General features: G+C 35.8%; 17 protein-coding genes and 2 pseudogenes. 14 read left to right on the forward strand and 5 right to left on the reverse strand.

Translation table 11 applies throughout. The annotated features are described in order from the left end of the window. Positions 1-870: 870 nt before the first annotated feature. The 4 genes from F6K40_RS08960 to F6K40_RS08975 all read right to left on the reverse strand — a co-directional run bounded on the left by F6K40_RS08960 (position 871) and on the right by F6K40_RS08975 (position 5,718). On the reverse strand, positions 871-1,032 hold the full coding sequence (locus F6K40_RS08960) for a hypothetical protein (protein ID WP_293134349.1): 162 nt from the start codon (positions 1,030-1,032) through the stop codon (positions 871-873). Next, positions 1,029-1,166 (reverse strand): hypothetical protein, encoded by a 138-nt coding sequence (locus tag F6K40_RS08965; RefSeq protein ID WP_293134352.1) that lies wholly within the window; start codon positions 1,164-1,166, stop codon positions 1,029-1,031. The genes F6K40_RS08960 and F6K40_RS08965 overlap by 4 nt, the downstream gene beginning before the upstream one ends. Further along, positions 1,144-3,594 (reverse strand): ATP-dependent helicase, encoded by a 2,451-nt coding sequence (locus F6K40_RS08970; protein WP_293134355.1) that lies wholly within the window; start codon positions 3,592-3,594, stop codon positions 1,144-1,146. The genes F6K40_RS08965 and F6K40_RS08970 overlap by 23 nt, the downstream gene beginning before the upstream one ends. Positions 3,595-4,605: 1,011 nt before the next feature. Continuing rightward, positions 4,606-5,718: an ATP-binding protein gene (locus tag F6K40_RS08975; RefSeq protein ID WP_293134358.1), complete on the reverse strand. Its 1,113-nt coding sequence runs from the start codon at positions 5,716-5,718 to the stop codon at positions 4,606-4,608. Positions 5,719-8,225: 2,507 nt separating this feature from the next. Here F6K40_RS08975 and ffh point away from each other — a divergent pair. The 13 genes and pseudogenes from ffh to F6K40_RS09040 all read left to right on the forward strand — a co-directional run bounded on the left by ffh (position 8,226) and on the right by F6K40_RS09040 (position 17,237). Then, positions 8,226-9,692, forward strand: a complete 1,467-nt coding sequence (gene ffh, locus F6K40_RS08980) for a signal recognition particle protein (RefSeq protein ID WP_293134361.1) — start codon at positions 8,226-8,228, stop codon at positions 9,690-9,692. 5 nt (positions 9,693-9,697) lie between these two features. Then, positions 9,698-10,348: an RNA-guided endonuclease InsQ/TnpB family protein gene (locus F6K40_RS08985; RefSeq protein ID WP_293134364.1), complete on the forward strand. Its 651-nt coding sequence runs from the start codon at positions 9,698-9,700 to the stop codon at positions 10,346-10,348. A 42-nt stretch (positions 10,349-10,390) separates the two neighbouring features. Further along, on the forward strand, positions 10,391-10,660 hold the full coding sequence (locus F6K40_RS08990; protein ID WP_293134367.1) for a transposase: 270 nt from the start codon (positions 10,391-10,393) through the stop codon (positions 10,658-10,660). Beyond that, positions 10,603-10,746 (forward strand): zinc ribbon domain-containing protein, encoded by a 144-nt coding sequence (locus F6K40_RS41560; protein WP_483143765.1) that lies wholly within the window; start codon positions 10,603-10,605, stop codon positions 10,744-10,746. The genes F6K40_RS08990 and F6K40_RS41560 overlap by 58 nt, the downstream gene beginning before the upstream one ends. 124 nt (positions 10,747-10,870) lie before the next feature. Continuing rightward, positions 10,871-12,016, forward strand: a complete 1,146-nt coding sequence (locus F6K40_RS08995) for an RNA-guided endonuclease InsQ/TnpB family protein (protein WP_293134370.1) — start codon at positions 10,871-10,873, stop codon at positions 12,014-12,016. A gap of 230 nt (positions 12,017-12,246) precedes the next feature. Next, a pseudogene (gene rpsP, locus F6K40_RS09000) lies at positions 12,247-12,516 on the forward strand (30S ribosomal protein S16); the annotation flags it as partial. A gap of 85 nt (positions 12,517-12,601) precedes the next feature. After that, positions 12,602-13,087 (forward strand): KH domain-containing protein, encoded by a 486-nt coding sequence (locus F6K40_RS09005; RefSeq protein WP_375340556.1) that lies wholly within the window; start codon positions 12,602-12,604, stop codon positions 13,085-13,087. 230 nt (positions 13,088-13,317) lie between these two features. Next, entirely contained in the window at positions 13,318-14,271 is a 954-nt protein-coding gene (locus F6K40_RS09010) for a PhoH family protein (protein WP_293134373.1), read from the forward strand. Between the two features lie 117 nt (positions 14,272-14,388). Next, a pseudogene (locus tag F6K40_RS09015) lies at positions 14,389-14,607 on the forward strand (ChuX/HutX family heme-like substrate-binding protein); the annotation flags it as partial. A gap of 59 nt (positions 14,608-14,666) precedes the next feature. Next, positions 14,667-15,812 (forward strand): RNA-guided endonuclease InsQ/TnpB family protein, encoded by a 1,146-nt coding sequence (locus F6K40_RS09020; RefSeq protein WP_293134376.1) that lies wholly within the window; start codon positions 14,667-14,669, stop codon positions 15,810-15,812. A 293-nt stretch (positions 15,813-16,105) separates the two neighbouring features. Beyond that, positions 16,106-16,441 (forward strand): XisI protein, encoded by a 336-nt coding sequence (locus tag F6K40_RS09030; RefSeq protein WP_293134379.1) that lies wholly within the window; start codon positions 16,106-16,108, stop codon positions 16,439-16,441. Between the two features lie 56 nt (positions 16,442-16,497). After that, the gene (locus F6K40_RS09035; protein ID WP_293134382.1) at positions 16,498-16,914 is read left to right on the forward strand and encodes a XisH family protein; all 417 of its coding nucleotides are present in this window, start codon (positions 16,498-16,500) and stop codon (positions 16,912-16,914) included. Next, positions 16,902-17,237: a XisI protein gene (locus F6K40_RS09040; protein WP_293134385.1), complete on the forward strand. Its 336-nt coding sequence runs from the start codon at positions 16,902-16,904 to the stop codon at positions 17,235-17,237. The genes F6K40_RS09035 and F6K40_RS09040 overlap by 13 nt, the downstream gene beginning before the upstream one ends. Positions 17,238-17,330: 93 nt before the next feature. On the opposite strand, the gene F6K40_RS09045 is transcribed toward F6K40_RS09040, so the two are convergent. Then, positions 17,331-19,367 carry a pentapeptide repeat-containing protein gene (locus F6K40_RS09045; RefSeq protein WP_293134388.1) on the reverse strand — a complete coding sequence of 679 codons (2,037 nt, stop codon included), beginning with the start codon at positions 19,365-19,367 and terminating at the stop codon, positions 17,331-17,333. A gap of 370 nt (positions 19,368-19,737) precedes the next feature. On the opposite strand from F6K40_RS09045, the gene F6K40_RS09050 reads away from it, so the two are divergent. After that, positions 19,738-20,526 carry a DUF4058 family protein gene (locus tag F6K40_RS09050; protein WP_293134391.1) on the forward strand — a complete coding sequence of 263 codons (789 nt, stop codon included), beginning with the start codon at positions 19,738-19,740 and terminating at the stop codon, positions 20,524-20,526. Positions 20,527-20,829: the final 303 nt, after the last annotated feature.

Raw genomic sequence — 20,829 nt, forward strand, 5'->3', positions numbered from 1 at the left:
TTCAAAGAATGAATTAATTCTGGCTCTATAAGTAATAGTCAGAAATTTTGACTACCCATCTCTTCTAGTGGGATGCTTCATAAAATGCTTAATTTTGATAGTTGTAAGCATAGGCGATCGGTTTTTTTTGAAGGGTCGTTTTTTTAGGAGATAGTCGGAAATTTTGACTACCCATCCCTTATGGTTGAGTGCTTCATAGAATGAATTAATTCTGGCTCTATAAGTAATAGTCAGAAATTTTGACTACCCATCTCTTCTAGTGTGATGCTTCATAAAATGCTTAATTTTGATAGTTGTAAGCATAGGCGATCGCTTTTTTGAAGGGTCGTTTTTTTAGGAGATAGTCGGAAATTTTGACTACCCATCCCTTCTGGTTGGGTGCTTCAAAGAATGAATTAACTCTAGCTCTATAAGTAATAGTCAGAAATTTTGACTACCCATCTCTTCTAGTGGGGTGCTTCATAGAATGTAAAATTGAGATGTTTGTCTCAAAGGCGATATAGCTGCCGCTAGGCTCCGCCAACGCTATACTTCTAAGTTTTGGTTATAGGTTTGTAGTATTTAGTTTGAAAATTTTAAATATTATCAGGGTTTAATGACAAATCAGGGGAAATTTTGCCCGATTTATTTAACGAGGTTTCAATATTTTCAGCTTTTTGGTTCGGTTCTGTGATAGTCTAAAAGGATGAAAAATCCAAAGGAGAGTTATTGCTTAATTGAATTTTGAGGCGTGAAACCCTAATTGTATCGTTGTTTTCAAAGGAAATTTTGTTGATTTTTTCTGCCATGAAAGACTAATTTTTCTCCCTTACTGTTATGGCAGTTTGATAAACTAGCTGTTTTGTGGTATGCGGGGGTAATCCATATATCTTAATCCGTATATCCGTGCCATAATCCGTGTGAGCTATCCGTGCCATAATCCGTGTGAGCTATCCGTGTCATAATCCGTGTATCCGTGCCATAATCCGTGTGAGCTATCCGTGTCATAATCCGTGTATCCGTGCCATAATCCGTGTGAGCTATCCATGTCATAATCCGTGTATCCGTGCCATAATCCGTGTATCCGTGCCATAATCCGTGTGAGCTATCCGTGTCATAATCCGTGTATCCGTGCCATAATCCGTGTGAGCTATCCGTGTGAGCTTACTTCCTCTTTCTAAACTCATCTTTTAAAGCAGACAAAACAGGACTTGGTTTTTGCGCTTGTAAATTTTCCGGTTTATTCCAAGTAAAAGGAGCTAACTTTGCCGCAGACATCCACAACAACCTTTTTGCCCTAGTCATTGCCACATATAATAACCGAAATTCTTCAGCCATTTTTAAATATCCTGCCTCTTCCCAAGCTTTAGAAATATCTGGTAAATCTTCCCCTTGCAAACTCGCGCGAATTTGTGCCCTCGCCACTTCAGCTAAGTCAAAATCTCCCAAAAAATTAGCCTGGGGTAAAACTCGTAAATTACCAGGAATTATATTTTCATGCAAAAAAGGTAGAAAGACAAAATCCCAATCTAACCCCTTAGATTTGTGCATAGTAATAATAGTAAGTTGCTGAGGACGAGTATAATATTCCTCTGCATTTTCCTCCACCTCTACAGATTCAAATCTCTCAGAATTTACAATTTCACTTAACACTTCTAACATCGCATTCATCGAACTATTACCAGCAATTTGTTTAGCAACTCTTTCAGCTAACTTATCAGCAGTTGCCAAATCTGATTGTTCATAATTTAATGCCAAAGCTAGAAAAGAAATTAACTGAAATAAAGGTAATTCAGATTTTGCTCTGAGCAAACTACGACAAAAATCACGACATTTACGCACCTTTTCTGATTGATATGGATCGAGAGGACCAGGGTAAAGAAATTGCTCTAATTGAGAAGCAAAAGAATTATAATCTTCCTGCGGAATTAAGCGACGATCGCCCAAAACTTTCAAAGCAGATTTTAAATAATCTGGAGAATGAGGGCGGTCAATAAATTGTATTAATGCTAATATTTCTGCCGGAATTTGAGAGTGACGTGCGCCTTGAGAAACGTCATGTATTTTAATACCATATTTTTCTAAATCAATTTCGACTCCATACTTTCCAGGATTACTAAAAGTATCTGCAATAAATTTTCCTTGTTTATTTTCCCTTACTAATACAGCAAACTTACCTTCAGGATTTTCTTTAAACAAATTAATTATCCGTTTACCCATTAATTCAAGTGTTTGATAAATATCTCTAGGTTCATATATTTCCAAACCATTACCAGTAGCTGGTGGATTATTATTATTCTCTGATTCTTTAGCTTTTACAGGATTATTATTATTTCCCGATTCTTTAACTTCTACAGGATGAATATTTTGGTCTCTAAATGGTTTTTCTTTTCCGGCTAATTTTGAATTATTTACCCACTTCAACACAAAATTAGCTGCATCAATAATTATCTGACAACTACGACCAGCTTGTTGCATAACTGCCAATTTTTCTAACTCTTCGCAGTCTTCACAAAACCGCCGAAAATCTATTGGATCTGCTGGAGTAAATGTAGAATTAATTGCTTGATTCGGGTCTCCCACACGCATCAAATTTAGATAGCTTAATTTTGATAACTTTTGCTCTTGAGTAAGAGAATGAAAATCTAAATTACTATCATTATTTTCTGTGGATGTAGCAAGTATTTCTAATAACTTAGTTTGCAAAGGTGTAGAATCTTGAGCTTCATCTTCAAACACAGCAAATACTTGCTTTTGCCACATTTTTCTAGCACCTTCATTTTGCAATACTCGTAAAGCTGCCAAAATCATTTCATCGTAGTCAATTAATTGACGTTCCCTCAATATTTCCTGATATTTTTGATATAAACTAGCAGCAATAGTCAAAACTTGATAATTATCATTTTCTCTCTCTCGTAGTTGCCATAAATCTTCAGGTTTAAGACCAGAACTTTTAGCTTGTTGAATAGCTTTCCAAGCCAATTGAGGTAATACTTCAGTCCGTAAAACAGACTGCCTTCTTAAACGTTCCGTTTCCTCTCCATCAAACTGACTTCCTTCAATTAAAAATTGATAATGTCTCGGATTATTCGCAATCCAATTTTCTACACAACTGCGAGTTATCTTATTACTAGGAGTAGGCAAAATCAAATTAGAATTTTCTAAATCCAACCCAGATAATTCAGGATGACGTAGGGCAATGCTTAAAGCCAAACCGTGCAAAGTATGAACAACAAAACTGCCTTCAAAACTGCCCTTAGGCAAAGATAATTCCTCTAAACATTTGCGAATTTTAACCCTAATATTAATAGCTGCCGAACGAGTAAAAGTAACAACAATTAATTGATAGTAACTATGTAATTGATAACGAGCGATCGCTAAAGCTGCTGCTGTTGCCAAACCATAAGATTTTCCTGCTCCAGGAACTGCCGATACTCCCAAAGGCCCCCCTTGCCAATCAGCCATTTGTTGTTGTCCTGGCCGCAAATTGAAACGAATTTTTTGAATTGTTTGTTTTCTTAAAGCTACTATAGATAAGCTATTTTCTGTGTCTGTAGAATTAGTTTTAATATCAGCAGATGGAGGTGTAAAATTATCGTCAAAATCGTCAGTCACCTTATTTTAAATCGCCAGTTAAAATTCAAGATTTAGCAATAAATATTAGTGTTTATTTATTCACAAATAAGCATTCAACATCAGCTATTAGCTGTCAGTATATCAATTATCAATTAAGTACCTAAAAAAAATTATTTACCTATTCTAATTCTCTGGAATCTTTAGCAGGAAAAAAATTCAGCTTGTATAGATGTTTTATTAATGGATAATTACCTCTAGTTAAAACTGTAAGGGAATTGAATATAAGGAAATATCCTAGCACTTTTCTCAAGGGGAGATTGGATCTGGCGTTTTTCCTGACGCAAAGCTTTCCTATCGGAAAACTCCTTTGTTAGGGAAGTTCCTCTGAAGGAGGCAAGAGGCAGCAGCTCTGTAAGAGTGGGAAACCTCGCCATCCCTCGCCCCCTTTTTTTCCCCTTGAAAAGGCAGGGCTAATTCATTGTCGTCAGAGAATATTTACAACCCTATATTTTTTGAGTCCTGCACTTGCCACACTTGCCACACTTGCCATACTTGCCACACTTCCCACACTTCCCACACTTCCCACATTCCCCACCCTCTCCTCCTTTTTTCTAAGCGTGACAATAAATATACCTTGCCTTGAAAGGCTATCCCTGATAAGGAGCTCCTGAAAAGCTTGTGGGGAAGATGGGAGAAGGGAGAAAGAGTCATAGTAACCAAGTAAAACTACTTAAATGAGCGCACCAGAATGTATTTTTTAATACGCTTTTTCTCCAACAAGAGCTTTTTCAAGGCTTATACATAATGTGAATTTTGTCAAGCTTTATGTTAAGAAAGATGTTTATAAAGCATAGCTTGAAAGGGGAAGCTTTTAACCTAAATAATTAATGATTATTCGGTAATTAATTTTGTCTACATTGCTTATCAATTACCCATTAACCATTGCTTCCAAACCTCCATACCAAAAAGTGGCAAGATTTTTGAAACGAATAAAATAGGATTGCTATATCAATTATCAATTATCAATTATCAATTAATAATTATTAATTATTAATTATTAATTATTGTTGTCGCTAGGGGAAAACGAAGGTAAAAAGTTGTGCCTTTACCTGGAGTTGATTCAAAAAAAATCTCTCCAGAATGAGCATCAATAATTGTTTTCACAATCGCAGTTCCTAACCCTATACCACCCTGTTTTCCATAACTTACAAAAGCTTCAAATAAATTATCCTGAATTTCTTTAGGAATACCAGATCCATTATCCGAAAATATAATTTCAACCCATCGCTCTTTTCTCTTAGCTTTAATTTCTATCTTGCCTTCATATTGATTGATAGCTTCTAAAGCATTAGCTAACAAATTTTGTAGAGCGCGGTTTATTTTGTTTTCATCAGCATTTATAATCAAACCCTCTTCAACAGAAACTATCAATTTTACAAAAGCAGAATCAACATAAACCTGATTTAATTTAGCAAAATTTTGTAATAGATTTGCTATATCAATTGGCTGACAATATAATTTTGTATTTCCCTGAGAAAAAGCAAGCACTTCTTCTGCCATATTTAACATTCTCTGAACTTGCATTGAAATTAAATCACACCACTCTTGACTTTCTGGATCGGGATGGAGTTCTTTTAACATTGAACTTGATAATTGAATACCAGTAAAAGGACTTCTAAAATCGTGAATAATAGTGTTGAGCATTTCTCCAATCAAAGTCATTTTTTCTTTATAAGCTAATTGATTGACATATTCAGTCGTCACGTTCCGCAATCTTTGAGGTAAAATACTTAATATTTTTAAAACAACATCCCCTTTTGTATTGGCTAATATATCTATTATGGAATCATAAGAAATTGTAGCCACAATTGTTTCCTTAGATGCAACTACCCTACCACTCCTTGGCTGTTTATCTATAATTCCTAATTCGCCAAAATAACCATCTGATTCAACTGATGTAATCACAACATAATTATTACCTCCACCGCTTTTTTTACTAACTTGAACTTCACCTTCTAGAACTAAGAATAAAGCATCTGATTGATCACCTTCTTCAAAAATAATCTCTTGAGGATTAAATTTTTTAATAATAGCAATCTGGGAAATTTGTGCAGCTTGCTCTGGTTCAAAATAGCGAATAAACTCATGTGATTCTAGTTTCATTTGGTGGTGGAATATTATGGTATATTTTTAGGTTGAGTAGTATTAGTGATGTTAACAAAGTTAGAAGTCAGAAGTCAGAAGTCAGAAGTTATTTTTGTAACGAGGATTTGAGTCCCGCTCCAAAAATATTTCGCCGAGCAAGGCGGGGTTTTAGACCCAATTATTTTGATAAATTAATCTACCATAAAAAATTTCTGGTGTCAAAAATTGTTAGTTTTATTACACAACAAAATTTTGGGGCTAGAAATTATAGATAAATCAAAGAATAGTATGCTACAAAAAGATAGATCGAACTTAGAAAAATTATTAACTAGCTATCAACTTGAGTCCATTGAGTTGTCAGTTTTTATAGCTCTAGTTAAAATCCCCCATAACTAGGACGTAGGATTGTTGAGTCGGAGTGAAAATCGCCATTACCGAATAATTAATAATTAAATAATTCAGCTTTATTAGCCTCCCCCTTTCAAGGGGAAAAAAATAAATTTTTTCCTTCTTGTTCAATCCTCTCCCTAAACCTTTTAGTCAACCTTGTCCCTAAGTAGTAGAGGCAATTCGCGTTTGCGCAGCATTCCGTAGGAAATCGCCCGTACAGGAGTCAGAATGAATAACTTTGATATCGTTCTTAGTTCATAAATTATCGAATTTATCAAAAGAAAATCTATATGTAAATTCTTTAGTCTTGCCCTTATTATTCGTAACATTCTTTTTTAAAGCTTGGTATTACATGAATTTTCAAAATAGAGAATATATCTGAGCAGTAAGTATACAAATAATTTAGCTTAACTAGGTCAACGTTAAAAATTATTTTGATCACAAGGTAGTTAGGGGAGACAAACCTTGGGTTAGTTACATACAAAGGACAGGTATGTTGAAGGGAAGAGATTTTTGAGCAACTTGATGTTTCATTACATACTGAGTTATTTTTGCGTCTTCTTAATTAGCTCCTGACTTCTATTAGACCTAAATGATTAACAGTAAGGGGGAATTTTCAATAGTAGAAATAAATTCTGGCCACAGCAAATTACGAAAGCATGTCCTCATACTACTAATTTGCTAAATATTTACTATAAATTCCAGTAATTGTTGTTACTAACAAATGTAGTTCTGTAATACCAAATTCAAACAAAGTAGTTACTTATGAACCTGTGATTCTTGCATATAAGCCAATACTTTAGACCTCCTACCAATTGTAAAAATCAAACCTTTTTTACCGAATAATTAATAATTATTAATTAAATAATTCACCTGGAAAGTTTCCTCCTTTTAAGGGTAAAAGTGGTTGAGGGATAGATAAGTTACCTAACCAGATCCAATCTCCCCTTAAGAAATAATTTTTTTTCCTTTTCCTCTTAGTCAATCCTCTCCCTTTTTGGGATCTGCTTTATAAACATCTTTCTTAACATAAAACTTGGGCATTATAGACGAGTTATGTGTAAGTCTTGGAGCGGCTTTTTCTACAGAAAACAATCTACTTATTAATACATTATTTCATATTTCATAAATAAAAGTAGTTTTACCGAAATAATTAGATAATTATTTAATTGTTTAATTATTAATTATTTCGGTAATTATTAATTGTTAATTGTTAAGTGCTAAAATACTTCTCTTTCCCTGTCCCCAGTAATCGTTGTTCCGTAACTGTAGCAATATTCACTCGAACTGATATAAAATTATTCAATCCAATTAGTATATCTTAAGTTTACAAATTACTGTGCTTGTGTTAATATCAGTAATACTTAAGTCAAAGTAGTTATATTGCTCAGTGTATACTTTCTATAATAGGGAGGCACATAAAAAAAATAACTACTTTTTTACCAGTACCAAATAATTGACATTGTTCCAGATATCAGTAAGCTAAAAACTATCAAGCTTCCACTAGAGTTAGAGGGAAAGGTAGCAATACTCCATAACTATATGCAGATTACTCTACCAGTATAATCAAGGGTTTGGCTCAATTATTGAATAAATTGAAGTGAAAAAAGTTACAATTTATTATATAGATAATATAGATCAAAAATCTAGATGAGAAAATTATTGCTAAAAGTAATAAGTACGATCAAGACTACACCGATTTATAGTTATAAAAAAACTCAACTTAGATTTATTTTTTGATAAAAAAAATACGAAGAAAGAAAATTTAAAGTACAAATTTTAAGAATAGAATACCTCCTAAAAAACTTAATTATTTCCCTCAATCTAAAAAAAAAATAGAAAATTTGATGGGCAGAAAAAACACTAAAATGTAAATTATCTTAAGTATTTGAGCATAAAATAGGCTATGGATAGATATTAACCCCCTGTGGAAACGAGAAAAAGGTATGAATCAAAGCAGATATTGTTAAAGTTGGGGATGAGCAATACATAAAAGAGCAAAAGCAGATAAGTGAGACGACAAAGCTAGGAATTGCCAAATGAAAGATAAACATTAAAAAAAATTAGGAGAAAAATACAAAAAATAGTCAAATGATATATAATAAAAATTACTACCAGATAGCTGAAATTGCTTTATGTTTGAAGCCCTTGCTGACCGCTTAGAAGTTGCCTGGAAAAAACTAAGGGGTCAAGACAAAATTACAGACTCCAATATCCAAGATGCCCTGCGAGAAGTACGTCGTGCCCTATTAGAGGCCGATGTAAACTTACAAGTTGTCAAAGACTTTATAGCTGAGGTTAGCACAAAGGCCGAAGGAGCAAATGTATTAACAGGAGTAAGACCAGACCAACAGTTCATCAAAATAGTCCATGATGAGCTAGTGCAGGTAATGGGAGAAAGCAACACTCCCTTAGCAAAAGTTGACCAACCGCCAACTATTGTGCTAATGGCAGGTTTACAGGGAACAGGAAAAACCACCGCCTCAGCCAAATTGGCCCTACATTTACGGAAGCAGAACCGGAGTGCTTTGCTAGTAGCTACTGATATATATAGACCCGCTGCTATTGACCAGTTAGTTACCCTGGGTAAACAGATAGATGTATCAGTATTTGAATTAGGCACAGATATAGATCCTGTAGAAATTGCTCAAAAAGGGGTAGAACAGGCCAAAGCAGATGGTATAGATACAGTAATTATAGATACAGCAGGTCGGCTACAGATAGACGAAGATATGATGGCCGAACTAGCTAGAATTAAAGCAGCAGTTAAGCCTCAGGAGACCTTGCTAGTAGTAGACGCAATGACAGGTCAAGAGGCAGCAACATTGACCCGTACCTTCAACGATCAAATTGGGATAACAGGGGCTATCCTAACAAAAATGGACGGGGATACAAGAGGTGGGGCGGCTTTATCAGTCCGTCGAATTTCTGGTCAACCGATAAAATTTGTAGGGGTGGGAGAAAAAGTAGAAGCTCTGCAACCTTTCTACCCAGAAAGAATGGCTTCTCGGATTCTGGGGATGGGAGATGTACTGACCCTGGTAGAAAAGGCTAGTGAAGATTTTGACATAGCTGATGCTGAAAAAATGCAAGAGAAAATTCTCTCAGCTAAGTTTGACTTTACTGACTTCCTGAAGCAAACGCGACTGATGAAAAATATGGGTTCCTTGGGAGGAATTATGAAATTAATTCCAGGAATGAATAAAATAAGTGATGATCAGTTGCAGCAGGGAGAAACTCAGCTAAAACGGTGTGAGTCTATGATTAATTCTATGACACGCCAAGAGCGCCAAAACCCAGAACTTTTAGCAAAATCTCCTTCCCGACGACGACGTATTGCAGGTGGTTCAGGTTATGCTGAAAAAGATGTTAGTAAACTGGTGAGTGACTTCCAAAGAATGCGATCGCTGATGCAGCAAATGGGCCAAGGCGGAATGCCAGGAATGGGGATGCCCGGTATGCCTGGTATGGAAATGCCTGGTATGGGTATGCCCGGTATGCTAGGAGGTAAAACACCCCCAGGTTGGCGTAACCAGCAAGGTATGGGTAGTGGTAAAAAGAAAAAGAAGCAGAAAAAGAAAAAGGGGTTCGGGCAGCTTTAAAAGATATGAAAGCAAGATACAAGTATAGAATATATCCGAACAATATTCAAAAAACAGCTTTAGCCAAATTATTTGGTTGTGCAAGAACAGTTTGGAATGATAGTCTAGGATATTGCAACGAGTTATATAGACAAGGTGAAAAAAAACCTAGTAATGGAGAACTACAAAAACAGTTCATTACTCAATCTAAAAACACCAAGCATAGAGAATGGTTGTCAGAGGTTTCTAATATTCCATTAGAGCAATCGTTGAATGATTTACATCAAGCTTATCAAAATTTTTTCAATAGTTGTGAAGGTAAGAGAAAAGGAAAAGCAGTTAAACCTCCTAGATTGAAGACCAAAAAATCAAGGCAATCTGCTAGATTTAGGGAAGGAGGTTTTAAAATTGAACCTCATAAAGTATATTTAGCTAAAGTTGGAAAAATCAAAATAATTTGGTCTAAAAAATTACCTACCGAGCCTAGTTCAGTAACAGTAATTAAAGATTCAGCTAATAGATATTTTTTAAGTTTTGTAGTAGAAATAAATTCTGAAACTTTAGCAAAAACTGATAACTTAGTTGGAATAGATTTAAGTATTAAAACTTTTGCTACATTCAGCAATGGTAAAAAGGTAGAGGTCCCAAAACCGTTAAAGAAAAAGATTAATAAGTAGCCTCTTTCAGAGGAGCTGCGCTAACGAAAGTTAAGTAAGTCTTTGTCTAAGAAAACTAGAGGGTCAAAACGCTATGAAAAAGCTAGACTAAAAATAGCTAAATTTCATGCCAAACTGAAAGATACAAGAACAGATTTTCTGCATAAATTATCTACTGAAATAATTCGTGAAAACCAAACAATTGTTTTAGAGGATTTGAATATTTCTGGAATGGTTTCTAACCCTAAATTATCTAGAGCTATTTCTGATTTAGATTGGAAAACATTGAGAATATTTCTAGAAGGAAAAGCAGAAAATATGGTCGCGATCTAATAGTAATTAGTCGTTGGGAACCTACAAATCAAACTTGCTCAAACTGTGGTTTCCGTGGTGGTAAATTAGAGAATGGCAATGCCTAAATTTTTGTGCAAAGTATGTATGATAGAGACCTAAACGGAGCAATAAATATATTAGTTGCCGGGGGGTTTGTAACTGTTGGCTAAAATCTGGTATTATATATAAAAATCTGGGATTATCTGTTTTATGCTACTTGGATTCAAAACTGAACTACATCCAAATAATAAACAAAAAACCTTATTAGCTAAACACGCTGGTGTAGCCCGTCACGCCTGGAATTGGGGTTTATGGCTGACTAGAAATATCCTTAATCACAATTCCACTAATCCTGAAAGTAAACTTAAATTTCCTACTGCTATTGACTTGCATAAACTTCTAGTAGCAATGGTTAAACCGAAAAACTTCTGGTACTACGAGGTTTCTAAAACTGCACCTCAATATGCTTTGAGGTATTTGTCCGTTGCTTGGAAACGCTGCTTTAGCAAAGTGTCTGGTCAACCTAAATTTAAGAAAAAAGGCAGAAACGATAGTTTCACTTTAGATGGTTCAATTACAGTCGGTTTTAATCAGATAAAATTACCGAGAATTGGATGGATTAAAACTTCTGAAATTTTACCAGATCATGTTAATTTCAAGTCTGTAACTATTAGCAGGAAAGCAAACAGATGGTTTGTTAGTTTCAAGATAGAGAAAGAACCTCAAATTACACATAAATCAGTAGATGTTGTTGGTGTAGATTTAGGAGTAAAAGCAATAGCCACATTATCAACTGGTGAAGTTTTTGTTGGTGCTAAGTCTTACCGAAAGCTTGAAGCAAAACTCTCTCGGTTGCAATATTTAAACCGACATAAAACTAAGTTCTCTAATAATTGGAAGAAAGCTCAACTCAAAATAACTCAATTGCATAACAGGATAGCTAACATCAGAAAAGATACATTGCATAAACTTACTACTTACTTGGCTAAAAATCACAGCCAGATAGTAATAGAAGACTTAAATGTATCAGGGATGATGGCTAATCACAAGCTAGCTAAGGCTGTTGCTGATATGGGTTTTTATGAGTTTCGTAGACAGTTAGGTTATAAGTGTGAGTTATATGGTTCTGAACTCATCATTGTAGATAGATGGTTTCCTAGCTCTAAAACTTGCTCTAAGTGTGGAACTGTTAAAGAGTCTCTCTTGTTATCAGAGCGCGTTTTCAATTGCGAATACTGCAATTTTAGTTGCGACCGAGACTTGAATGCAGCATTAAATTTAGCTATGGCGGGCAGTTCGTCCGTGACAGCCTGTGGACTGGATAACGCCGACGTTGCCAGTTTGAAGCAGGAATAGAACAGATTGTTTATAGAAAATCTTATGTTTATATAGATAATCTTATGTTTCTAAGAACGGTCAACCCGCTCTGAGTTCAAACTTAAACAATGTGCGTTTGTTTGATTTGAATGGATGAGAATCTCCTCGCCTTGAGGCAGGATGAGGATGTCAAAAGAAATATCGACAATGTTCCTAGATGACGATGAAATAATAGCTTATAATTCCAAAGAGGAGTATAATAACTCGAAATGATCAAATTACGATTAAAGCGATATGGAAAAAAACGGGAGACTAGCTACCGGATAGTAGCAATGAATAGTAACTCCCGTCGTGACGGCCGTCCATTAGAAGAACTCGGCTTTTATAACCCCAGAACAGATGAAACAAGATTAGATGTGCCAGCAATTACAAAACGCCTTGAACAAGGTGCCCAACCAACAGATACAGTGCGTAACATATTGAAGAAAGCCAATGTCCTTGAATCATCCAGAATCGGAGTTAACACCCAAGCAAATGTATCAGTTTCCCATGCAGAATCAACAGAAGCCATTACCAATACTGAACCGATCCAAGCAACTGCCAATACTGAAATCAACGAAACCAGTGACAGTGAGTCAACTGCAACAGCAACAATTAACGAGTCTGAGGAACAACCGCCAGTCAGTGAATCCTGATTATGCTGAAATAGTTAGGTGTCTAATTGAGCCATTTCTAGAGTCACCAGAGTCTTTACGAGTGGATTGTGAAGTTAACCCCCGGCAAGCAAAGGCATGGATTCGTCTGGCTTTTGATGAACCGGAAAAAGGGCGAGTCTATGGTCGTGGAGGACGTAATATCCAAGCGATTCGTACTGTGTTAGCAGCAGTAGCTCAAGCAGCAGATCAATCTGTACATTTGGAAATCTACGAAGACCAGCCAGATATACAACACTCTTATTATTCCGATTATCCAAGTAATCAAGAAGAGGGAGTATACGATAGAAGGATTATACCAAGTAGTCGCGTCCCTGAAAATAGACACAGACTATCTCGTCATCGTGGTACAACTCCAAGTCCAATTTTTAAAAGAAATGGACAAGGAATGACATAAAAATCATTACTAATGCCACCACTAATCTCGATCAGGAATAGTGGTGGCATTTCAGTTATGAGTTATCAGTACCTCTATCTGAAGAGAGGCTTAAAATACTAAAGTTGATTTTTTTCGATCTCCTATCCTAGATCGAGACCTAATTTCTAGGTCAGTTTTGTTATGACTTACTGTAGATTAGCTAATTCCAACAATTCAAGAATGATGATGGATCTGAGAAATATGCTGGCATGACAGAGGCGGTAAAAATAGAATTGCCTAGTGTGGATAGCGCGATCGCTCTTTCTGGATATCAGGAAGAAAATATCAAATTATTGGCAAAGCACACAGGGGCAAATATTGTACTACGGGGACAAGAATTATTGATAACTGGCACTGCAAGTCAAATTGAGCGATGCCAGAAAATCGTATATTCTTTAGAAAGCCTCTGGAAGCATGGCAAAACTATCACTGGGGTAGAAATTCTTACTGCTCGCCATGCTATTGAGACAAACCGTCAAGATGACCTGGAACAACTCCAACAAGATGTTCTGGCCAAAACCCGCCGGGGACTAGAAATTAGGGCTAAAACTTTTCGCCAAAGAAAATATGTCCAGGCTATTCGTAGCCATGATATGACTTTTTGTGTTGGACCTGCGGGGACTGGTAAAACGTTTTTGGGTGCTATTATAGCAGTTCAAGCGCTTTTAGACAATCAATATGAACGGTTAATTTTAACGAGACCTGCTGTGGAGGCAGGAGAAAAGTTAGGATTTTTACCAGGAGATTTGCAACAAAAAATTAATCCCTATTTGCGACCTTTATATGATGCTCTTTATGAATTAATTGAACCAGAAAAAGTGAATACTTTGATGGAAAAGGGAGTTATTGAAGTTGCACCTTTAGCTTATATGAGAGGTAGGACTTTGAATAATTCTTTTGTGATTCTTGATGAGGCTCAAAATACTACTCCTGCTCAGATGAAAATGGTATTAACTCGTTTGGGTTTCCGTTCAAAAATGATAGTGACGGGGGATATTACTCAAACAGATTTACCTCTTAGTCAAAAGTCGGGATTATCTGTTGCGATGAAGATTTTACGGAATGTTGAAGGTATTTCTATTTGTGAACTATCTCAGGCAGATGTGGTACGACATCCTTTGGTGCAGAAAATAGTTGCTGCTTATGAAGATTATGAAAAATAGGTTTTTAGGAGTCAGGAGTCAGGAGTCAGGAGTTATAAAGGAGCTTTTTCTATGTCTTAAAAAGAAGAAATATCTAAAATCAACAAGGCCGAAAAATAAATAATCAAAATTTTATCTATGACTACTAATTTGAAAGATTTTTTAGAAGCTTGTGAACAACTTGGAACTTTACGTTTAATTGTGACAAGTAGTGCTGCGGTATTGGAAGTTAGGGGCAAAATTCAAAAGTTATTTTATGCTGAACTTCCTAAAGGTAAATATGCTAATATGCACGCTGATCTTTTTGAGTTTCATCTGAATATGGATCTGATTAAACAGGTAAAGTTTGAAACTGGGGCTTGTAACTGTTGGCTAAAATCTGGTATTATCTATAAAAATCTGGGATTATCTGTTGTATGTTACTAGGATTCAAAACTGAATTACAACCCACAAACCAGCAAAAAACGCTGCTAGCTAAACACGCTGGCGTGGCTCGTCACGCTTGGAATTGGGGATTATGGTTGACTAGGAACATCCTTAATCACAATTTCAATAATCCTAAAAGTAAACTATTTTTTCCTACTGCAATCGACCTGCATAAACTTTTAGTAGCAATGGTTAAACCTAAAAACTATTGGTACTACGAGGTTTCTAAAACAGCGCCTCAATATGCTTTGAGGTATTTGTCCGTTGCTTGGAAACGCTGTTTCACCAAAGTTTCTGGTCAACCTAAATTCAAGAAAAAAGGTAGGGATGATAGTTTTACTCTAGATGGCTCAATTACGGTCGGCTTTAATCACATAAAATTACCAAGAATTGGATGGATAAAAACTTTTGAAATCTTGCCAGATCATGTTACTCCTAAATCTGTAACTATAACTAAAAAAGCTGATCGTTGGTTCATTGGCTTCAAGATAGAAACAGAACCTCAAGTCACTGAGAAATCAGTTGACGTAGTTGGTGTTGATTTGGGTGTGAAATCACTAGCTACACTCTCAACTGGTGAAGTATTTCCAGGAGCTAAATCCTATAGAAAGTTAGAAGCTAAACTTTCTAGGTTGCAATACTTGAATCGACATAAAGTCAAGTTTTCTAATAACTGGAAAAAAGCACAGCTAAAAATAGCGAGACTACACACAAAGGTAGCTGACATTAGGAAAGATACATTGCATAAACTAACTACTTATTTGGCTAAAAACCACAGCCAGATAGTAATAGAAGACCTAAATGTATCAGGCATGATGGCTAATCACAAGCTAGCTAAGGCTGTTGCTGATATGGGGTTTTATGAGTTTAGAAGACAGTTAGAATATAAGTGTGACTTGTATGGTTCTGAGCTAATCATCGTTGATAGATGGTTTCCCAGTTCTAAAACTTGCAGTAGGTGTGGAACTGTTAAAGAGTCTCTGTCTTTGTCAGAAAGAGTGTTTAAGTGCGAACACTGCAATTTTAGCTGTGATCGAGATTTGAATGCAGCGTTAAATTTAGCTAGGGCGGTCAGTTCGACCGTGACAGCTTGCGGACTGGATAACGCCGACGTTGCCAGGTTGAAGCAGGAATAGAACAGATTATCAGCAAGAAGATCATAGATTTATGTAGATAATCATAGGTTTCTAAGAACGGAAAACCTGGAGAGTATGAAGTTGGGCAGGTGGAAGCTTGGCAAGAGTTGAAGGAGAAATATGGTGAGGTTTGGGAACCTGTGCCAATGGAAAGTTTGGAATCTTGAGTTAATTTTTTGGCGTTGCATACAACAAAAAAAATGATAACCCTGTAGGGGCGTTGCATAACAAAAATGCGAATGTCCCTACTTTGTGGTTGACTCAGATGAAGCGATCGCGGAGGAAATTGTGCAATGGATAAGTTAGAGAGTTATCGCTGCTGTATTCAAACTTTGTTAGAAAAGTATGCTCAATCTAAATTTCTAAACAATGAGGCAGAAAATCAACTATTTTTTGACCCAATACGAAATCATTATCAACTGATGCGGGTAGGTTGGAAAGATTTAGAACGAATTTACTATACCGTTTTACATTTTGATATTAAAGATGGAAAAATTTGGCTTCAGCACAACGCTACTGATGTTGATGTTGGTCAAGAATTAATGGAAATGGGTGTTGCTCAAGAGGATATTGTACTGGGATTACATCCAGCTTACAAACGTCCTTACACTGGTTATGGTATTGCTTAGAGAAAGAAAGGTAGAAGGAAATTGTTTAATTATTAATTATTTCGGTAATTATTGAAATGCCAGCTAAAGATATTTATCATAATACTGTGAGAACTGCCCTAGAAAAAGATGACTGGATTGTTACCAATGACCCCCTAATTATTCGTTGGGGAAAAAGAGATTTATATGTCGATTTAGGGGCAGAAAAACTGATTGCTGCTGAAAAAGATAGTCAAAAAATTGCTGTTGAAGTTAAAAGTTTTGTTGGTAAATCTGTTATAGATGATTTAGAGAAAGGGTTAGGTAAATATATTCTTTACTATGATTTATTAGCAAGAACACAACCAGAAATAACTTTATATTTAGCTATTCATCAAGAAGCTTATGTTGATGTTTTTGAAGACCCTATTGGTGAAGTTTTATTAGAAAATCAACGACTTAAATTATTAGTTTTCGATGAATTTGAGGAGGTAATATTAAGGTGGATAATTTAGACAACATTAGACAAGTTATTATTGAATCTCTAAGTTATTATGCTAATTTACGTTATGCAACAGGTGCAGTGAATCGATTACTAATTATTGATCAAGATTCTGATAATTATCTGATTCTTTTAGAGGGATGGGAAAATAGAGAAAGAGTACATGGTTGTTTGGTTCATTTGCAAGTTATAGATAATAAAATCTGGATACAAAGAGATGGAATAGAGGAAGGTATTGCTACGGATTTAATGGAAGCTGGCATTTCTAAAGAGCAAATTGTACTGGGGTTTAAACCAGAAGATATTCGTCCTTATACTGAATTTGCGGTTAAATAATAGTAGGTTACTAATGTTGAGCGATCGCTAATTATTTACAGAATTAATAGGTGAAGCGATCGCTAGTTAATAACTAATAATTAATAACTGATTTTATGGTTCAATCCAACCTTGAAAAGCTGCGACTAAAACATTAGCAATTGGATTATCAATAGCTTCTTTTAATGCTTCTGTTCCTGCTGATTTTAATACTCCTATTACTCGCTGTTTTAATGTGGGGTTATTTTCTACAATTTCAATAGCTTGAGTAGCAACTGTCATTTGACTTGCTGTGGTTTCAGTAGGGTTTGACTGCTCTAATTGTTTAAGTAACTGCTGAATTTCTTGGGCAACTTCAGCCAGATTTTGTTTTGTTTCGGGGTTAGTGGAATAATCGTAGAAAGTTCCACCTGTTTGATCTCTACCAGCAAAACCTCCTCCATATTTTTGGTCTTTACCAGCAAAACCTCCTCCAAATTTTGAACCGCGCAAGTCAAATTTACCACCTTCTTTTTCTGCCATTGTTTCAACAACTCCTATTAATTTTGTATTTTCTTTGCGTATATTTTTGATTTCTTCTGAATAAAAATCTTTTTGTTCAGATAAAAGTTTTATCTCTCTATCTTTTAATTCTAACATTGGTTTATATTCTTGCCAGAATTTACGCTCATATTCTGCTTCGTCAGTTTTCTCAGAAACTTTGACGCGAATCACAAAAGCACCGTCGCCTTTATTTTCTATTGTTTGGATGACTGGTAATTCTCCTGTTTCACTTTCTACTCGCAGTTCTTGAAAAGTTTTCAGAAAAGTCTCCCAGTCAATACCATCTTTGAAAATTAAATCGACGGTATTGGGAATTTTCTGAGCTAATTTAGCAAATTCACCAGGTTCAAAATATTTTTCTGGATCGGCAGGGCGACGTTCACGATCAGGATATTTCAGAAAAATATAATCGCAATTAATATCAATTAGTTTAGTAGTATTACTAATTCCCCAATCTTCTACACAAGCTCCTGTTAAAGTTGCTCTGGTTAAATCTGCTCTTTCTAGTAAAGTTTGAACTAATTTAGCTCTGGAGAAATTAGCATTTTGTAGGTTGGCGCGGTTTAAGTCTGTGCCGATAAAGCTAGCATCTTGTAGGTTGGCTTCCTTTAAATTAATACCTCTGAAGTCGAGGCGATCAAAGTTTTTATCTTGCCCTTTTCCTGCTCTAACTAACTCTCTGACTCTTGCATCTTTTAAATAGGTTTCCCCTGGTCGTATGCGGTCTAGTTTTATAGTGTTTTTCCAGCAAGTATGGATTATGTTAGCTGCTCTAAAATCCGTACTTTTGAGAGTAGCATTAGTGAAGTCAGTATCAGTTAAATCTGTATCTCTGAAAGAAGTTCCACCTATGGCAGCAAAGGTAATAGTTGCGGCATGAATTAGAGCATATTTTTCATTTCCTTTGATCGCTTGATAAGCAATGTAAGCGGTTAACAGTATTTGGAGTTGAGCGAGGGCGAAGGCAAAGGTGAGGGGTACAACTCCAACTTCTGGGTTTGCTTCGGCAGAGCCAAGGTATAGGGCAAAGGCGAAGTATTCGACTAGGGCGAAGGCGACCGCAACTCCAAAGTATCCGACCAGGGCAAAGGCTCCGGCAAACCCTACGGACATGGCCAAGGCGGTGGCGAAGGTGGAGGCGAAGGCTAAGGCAACTGTTCCAGACAAGGGGAAGAATGCTATGGAGGCTATAGCCAAGTTAAAGGTGACGGTGATGCTGATTATTCCATTACGAATAATCATTATCCAAAATATAACAAGTGGAATGAAGTATAACCAACCGATAACTTGATCTCTTAGACTATCTGGGTCTAATATTAGTAATACAACAGTTGAAATTAGTAAAACCAACACAGATGACATTACCAGGAAAATAAACGCACCAACCAGTAAAACCACCACCCAACGCTTCTGTAACCCTGCCTTAGCTCCACAAAACTTAGCTCCCGTTAGATTTGTCCAACGAAAATTAGTACCTCGAATATCCGCGCCACTAAAATCTGCTCCAGACAAATCTTTTCTCTTAAAAGATAGACCCCGAAGACTCACCCCTCGGAAATCTCGTCTACCTTTTTCATATTCCTGCAATATCTCACGCGCTCTCATCATTAGTATTTCTGGAAAATGGAGAATTTAAGGCCACTTATGTCGATGCACCAAAATTTTTTCCTATTCTAGCCTATACATTAAAGTTAAAAGTCAAAAGTAAGATTTTAGAGGTTGCTAACCTCAACTGAGAGGTTTCAAAGGCCAAATGAGACGTTTCTAACCTCAACCGAGAGGTTTCAAAGGCCAAACGAGACGTTTCTAACCTCAACTGAGAGGTTTCAAAGGCCAAACGAGAGGTTTCAAACCTCAACTGAGAGGTTCCAAACCTTAACTTCCTCAAAAGATACCAAAAAAGAAAAAAATTTCCGTTTAACCAATCCCTCTATTAAATAAGAGGTAATTATTAATTATTAATTGTTAATTATTGAATATGCCATCACCCTTGCCTGGAGTAAATCCTTATTTAGAAAATTCCGCCTATTGGTCAAGTATACATCACTGGCTAATTACTGAAATTGCTCGCTTATTAAACCAAAAATTAGCGCCTAAATATGTCGTTGCGGTAGAAGTGCGAATCTATGAAACCACTGGAGAAAAATCTACACTTATTGGTATTCCCGATAATATCATTGCCAAAAGTTCTGAAAATACTATCAAATCTCCTGAGTCTAATGTAGCTGTTGCAACCCCTTCTATTCAACCTTTAACCATCGAACTTTCTCTGCCAGAAACAATTAAACAAGGATATTTAGAAGTTAGGAAAGTTGGCACTGGAGAAGTTATTACGGTCATTGAAATTCTTTCACCTATCAATAAAAATCCAGGACAGGGTAGGAGAAAATATGAAAAAAAACGTCTGGATATTTTAAATAGCTACACAAATTTTGTAGAAATAGATTTGCTACGTCAAGGTAATTCAATGATTACTTTAAATCAGAAGATAGACTATGACTATTGCATTTTAGTTAGTCCGAATGATCAACGTCCTCAAGCAGAACTTTATGCTTTTAAACTTAAAGATATGATTCCTGTTTTTACTTTACCTCTACTTCCAGAAGATGCAAATATTACTCTAGATTTACAAAGTATTTTACATCAAGTTTATGACCAAGGACGGTATGATTTAATAATTGATTACCAACAAAAAATTGTTCCTGCTTTATCAAAAAATAATGCAATTTGGGCTGAAAATATCTTGAAAAAACAAGGATTAAAATAGATTAGGACTTACACAAAGAAACCCGGTTTCTGGGATAAATTGTGATTTTCAACAACAGATATCAACGCACCCTACTAAGTTGCTAAGTGATTTATCTAAAAAAACTCAGACGTTTGAGTTAAATATTCCATTGATCAAAATTGAACCAAGCGCTCGCCACCTTATCTAAAATCTAATAACTAACCTTATCTAAAATCTAATAACTAAGACGTTTGAGTTTCAGTTCAATATTTCATTAATCAAAATTGAGGCAGGCGCTCCCTACCCGATCTAAAATCTAATAACTAAGACGTTTGAGTTTCA

Source organism: Okeania sp. SIO3I5 (assembly GCF_010672085.1).
Classification (GTDB): domain Bacteria; phylum Cyanobacteriota; class Cyanobacteriia; order Cyanobacteriales; family Microcoleaceae; genus Trichodesmium.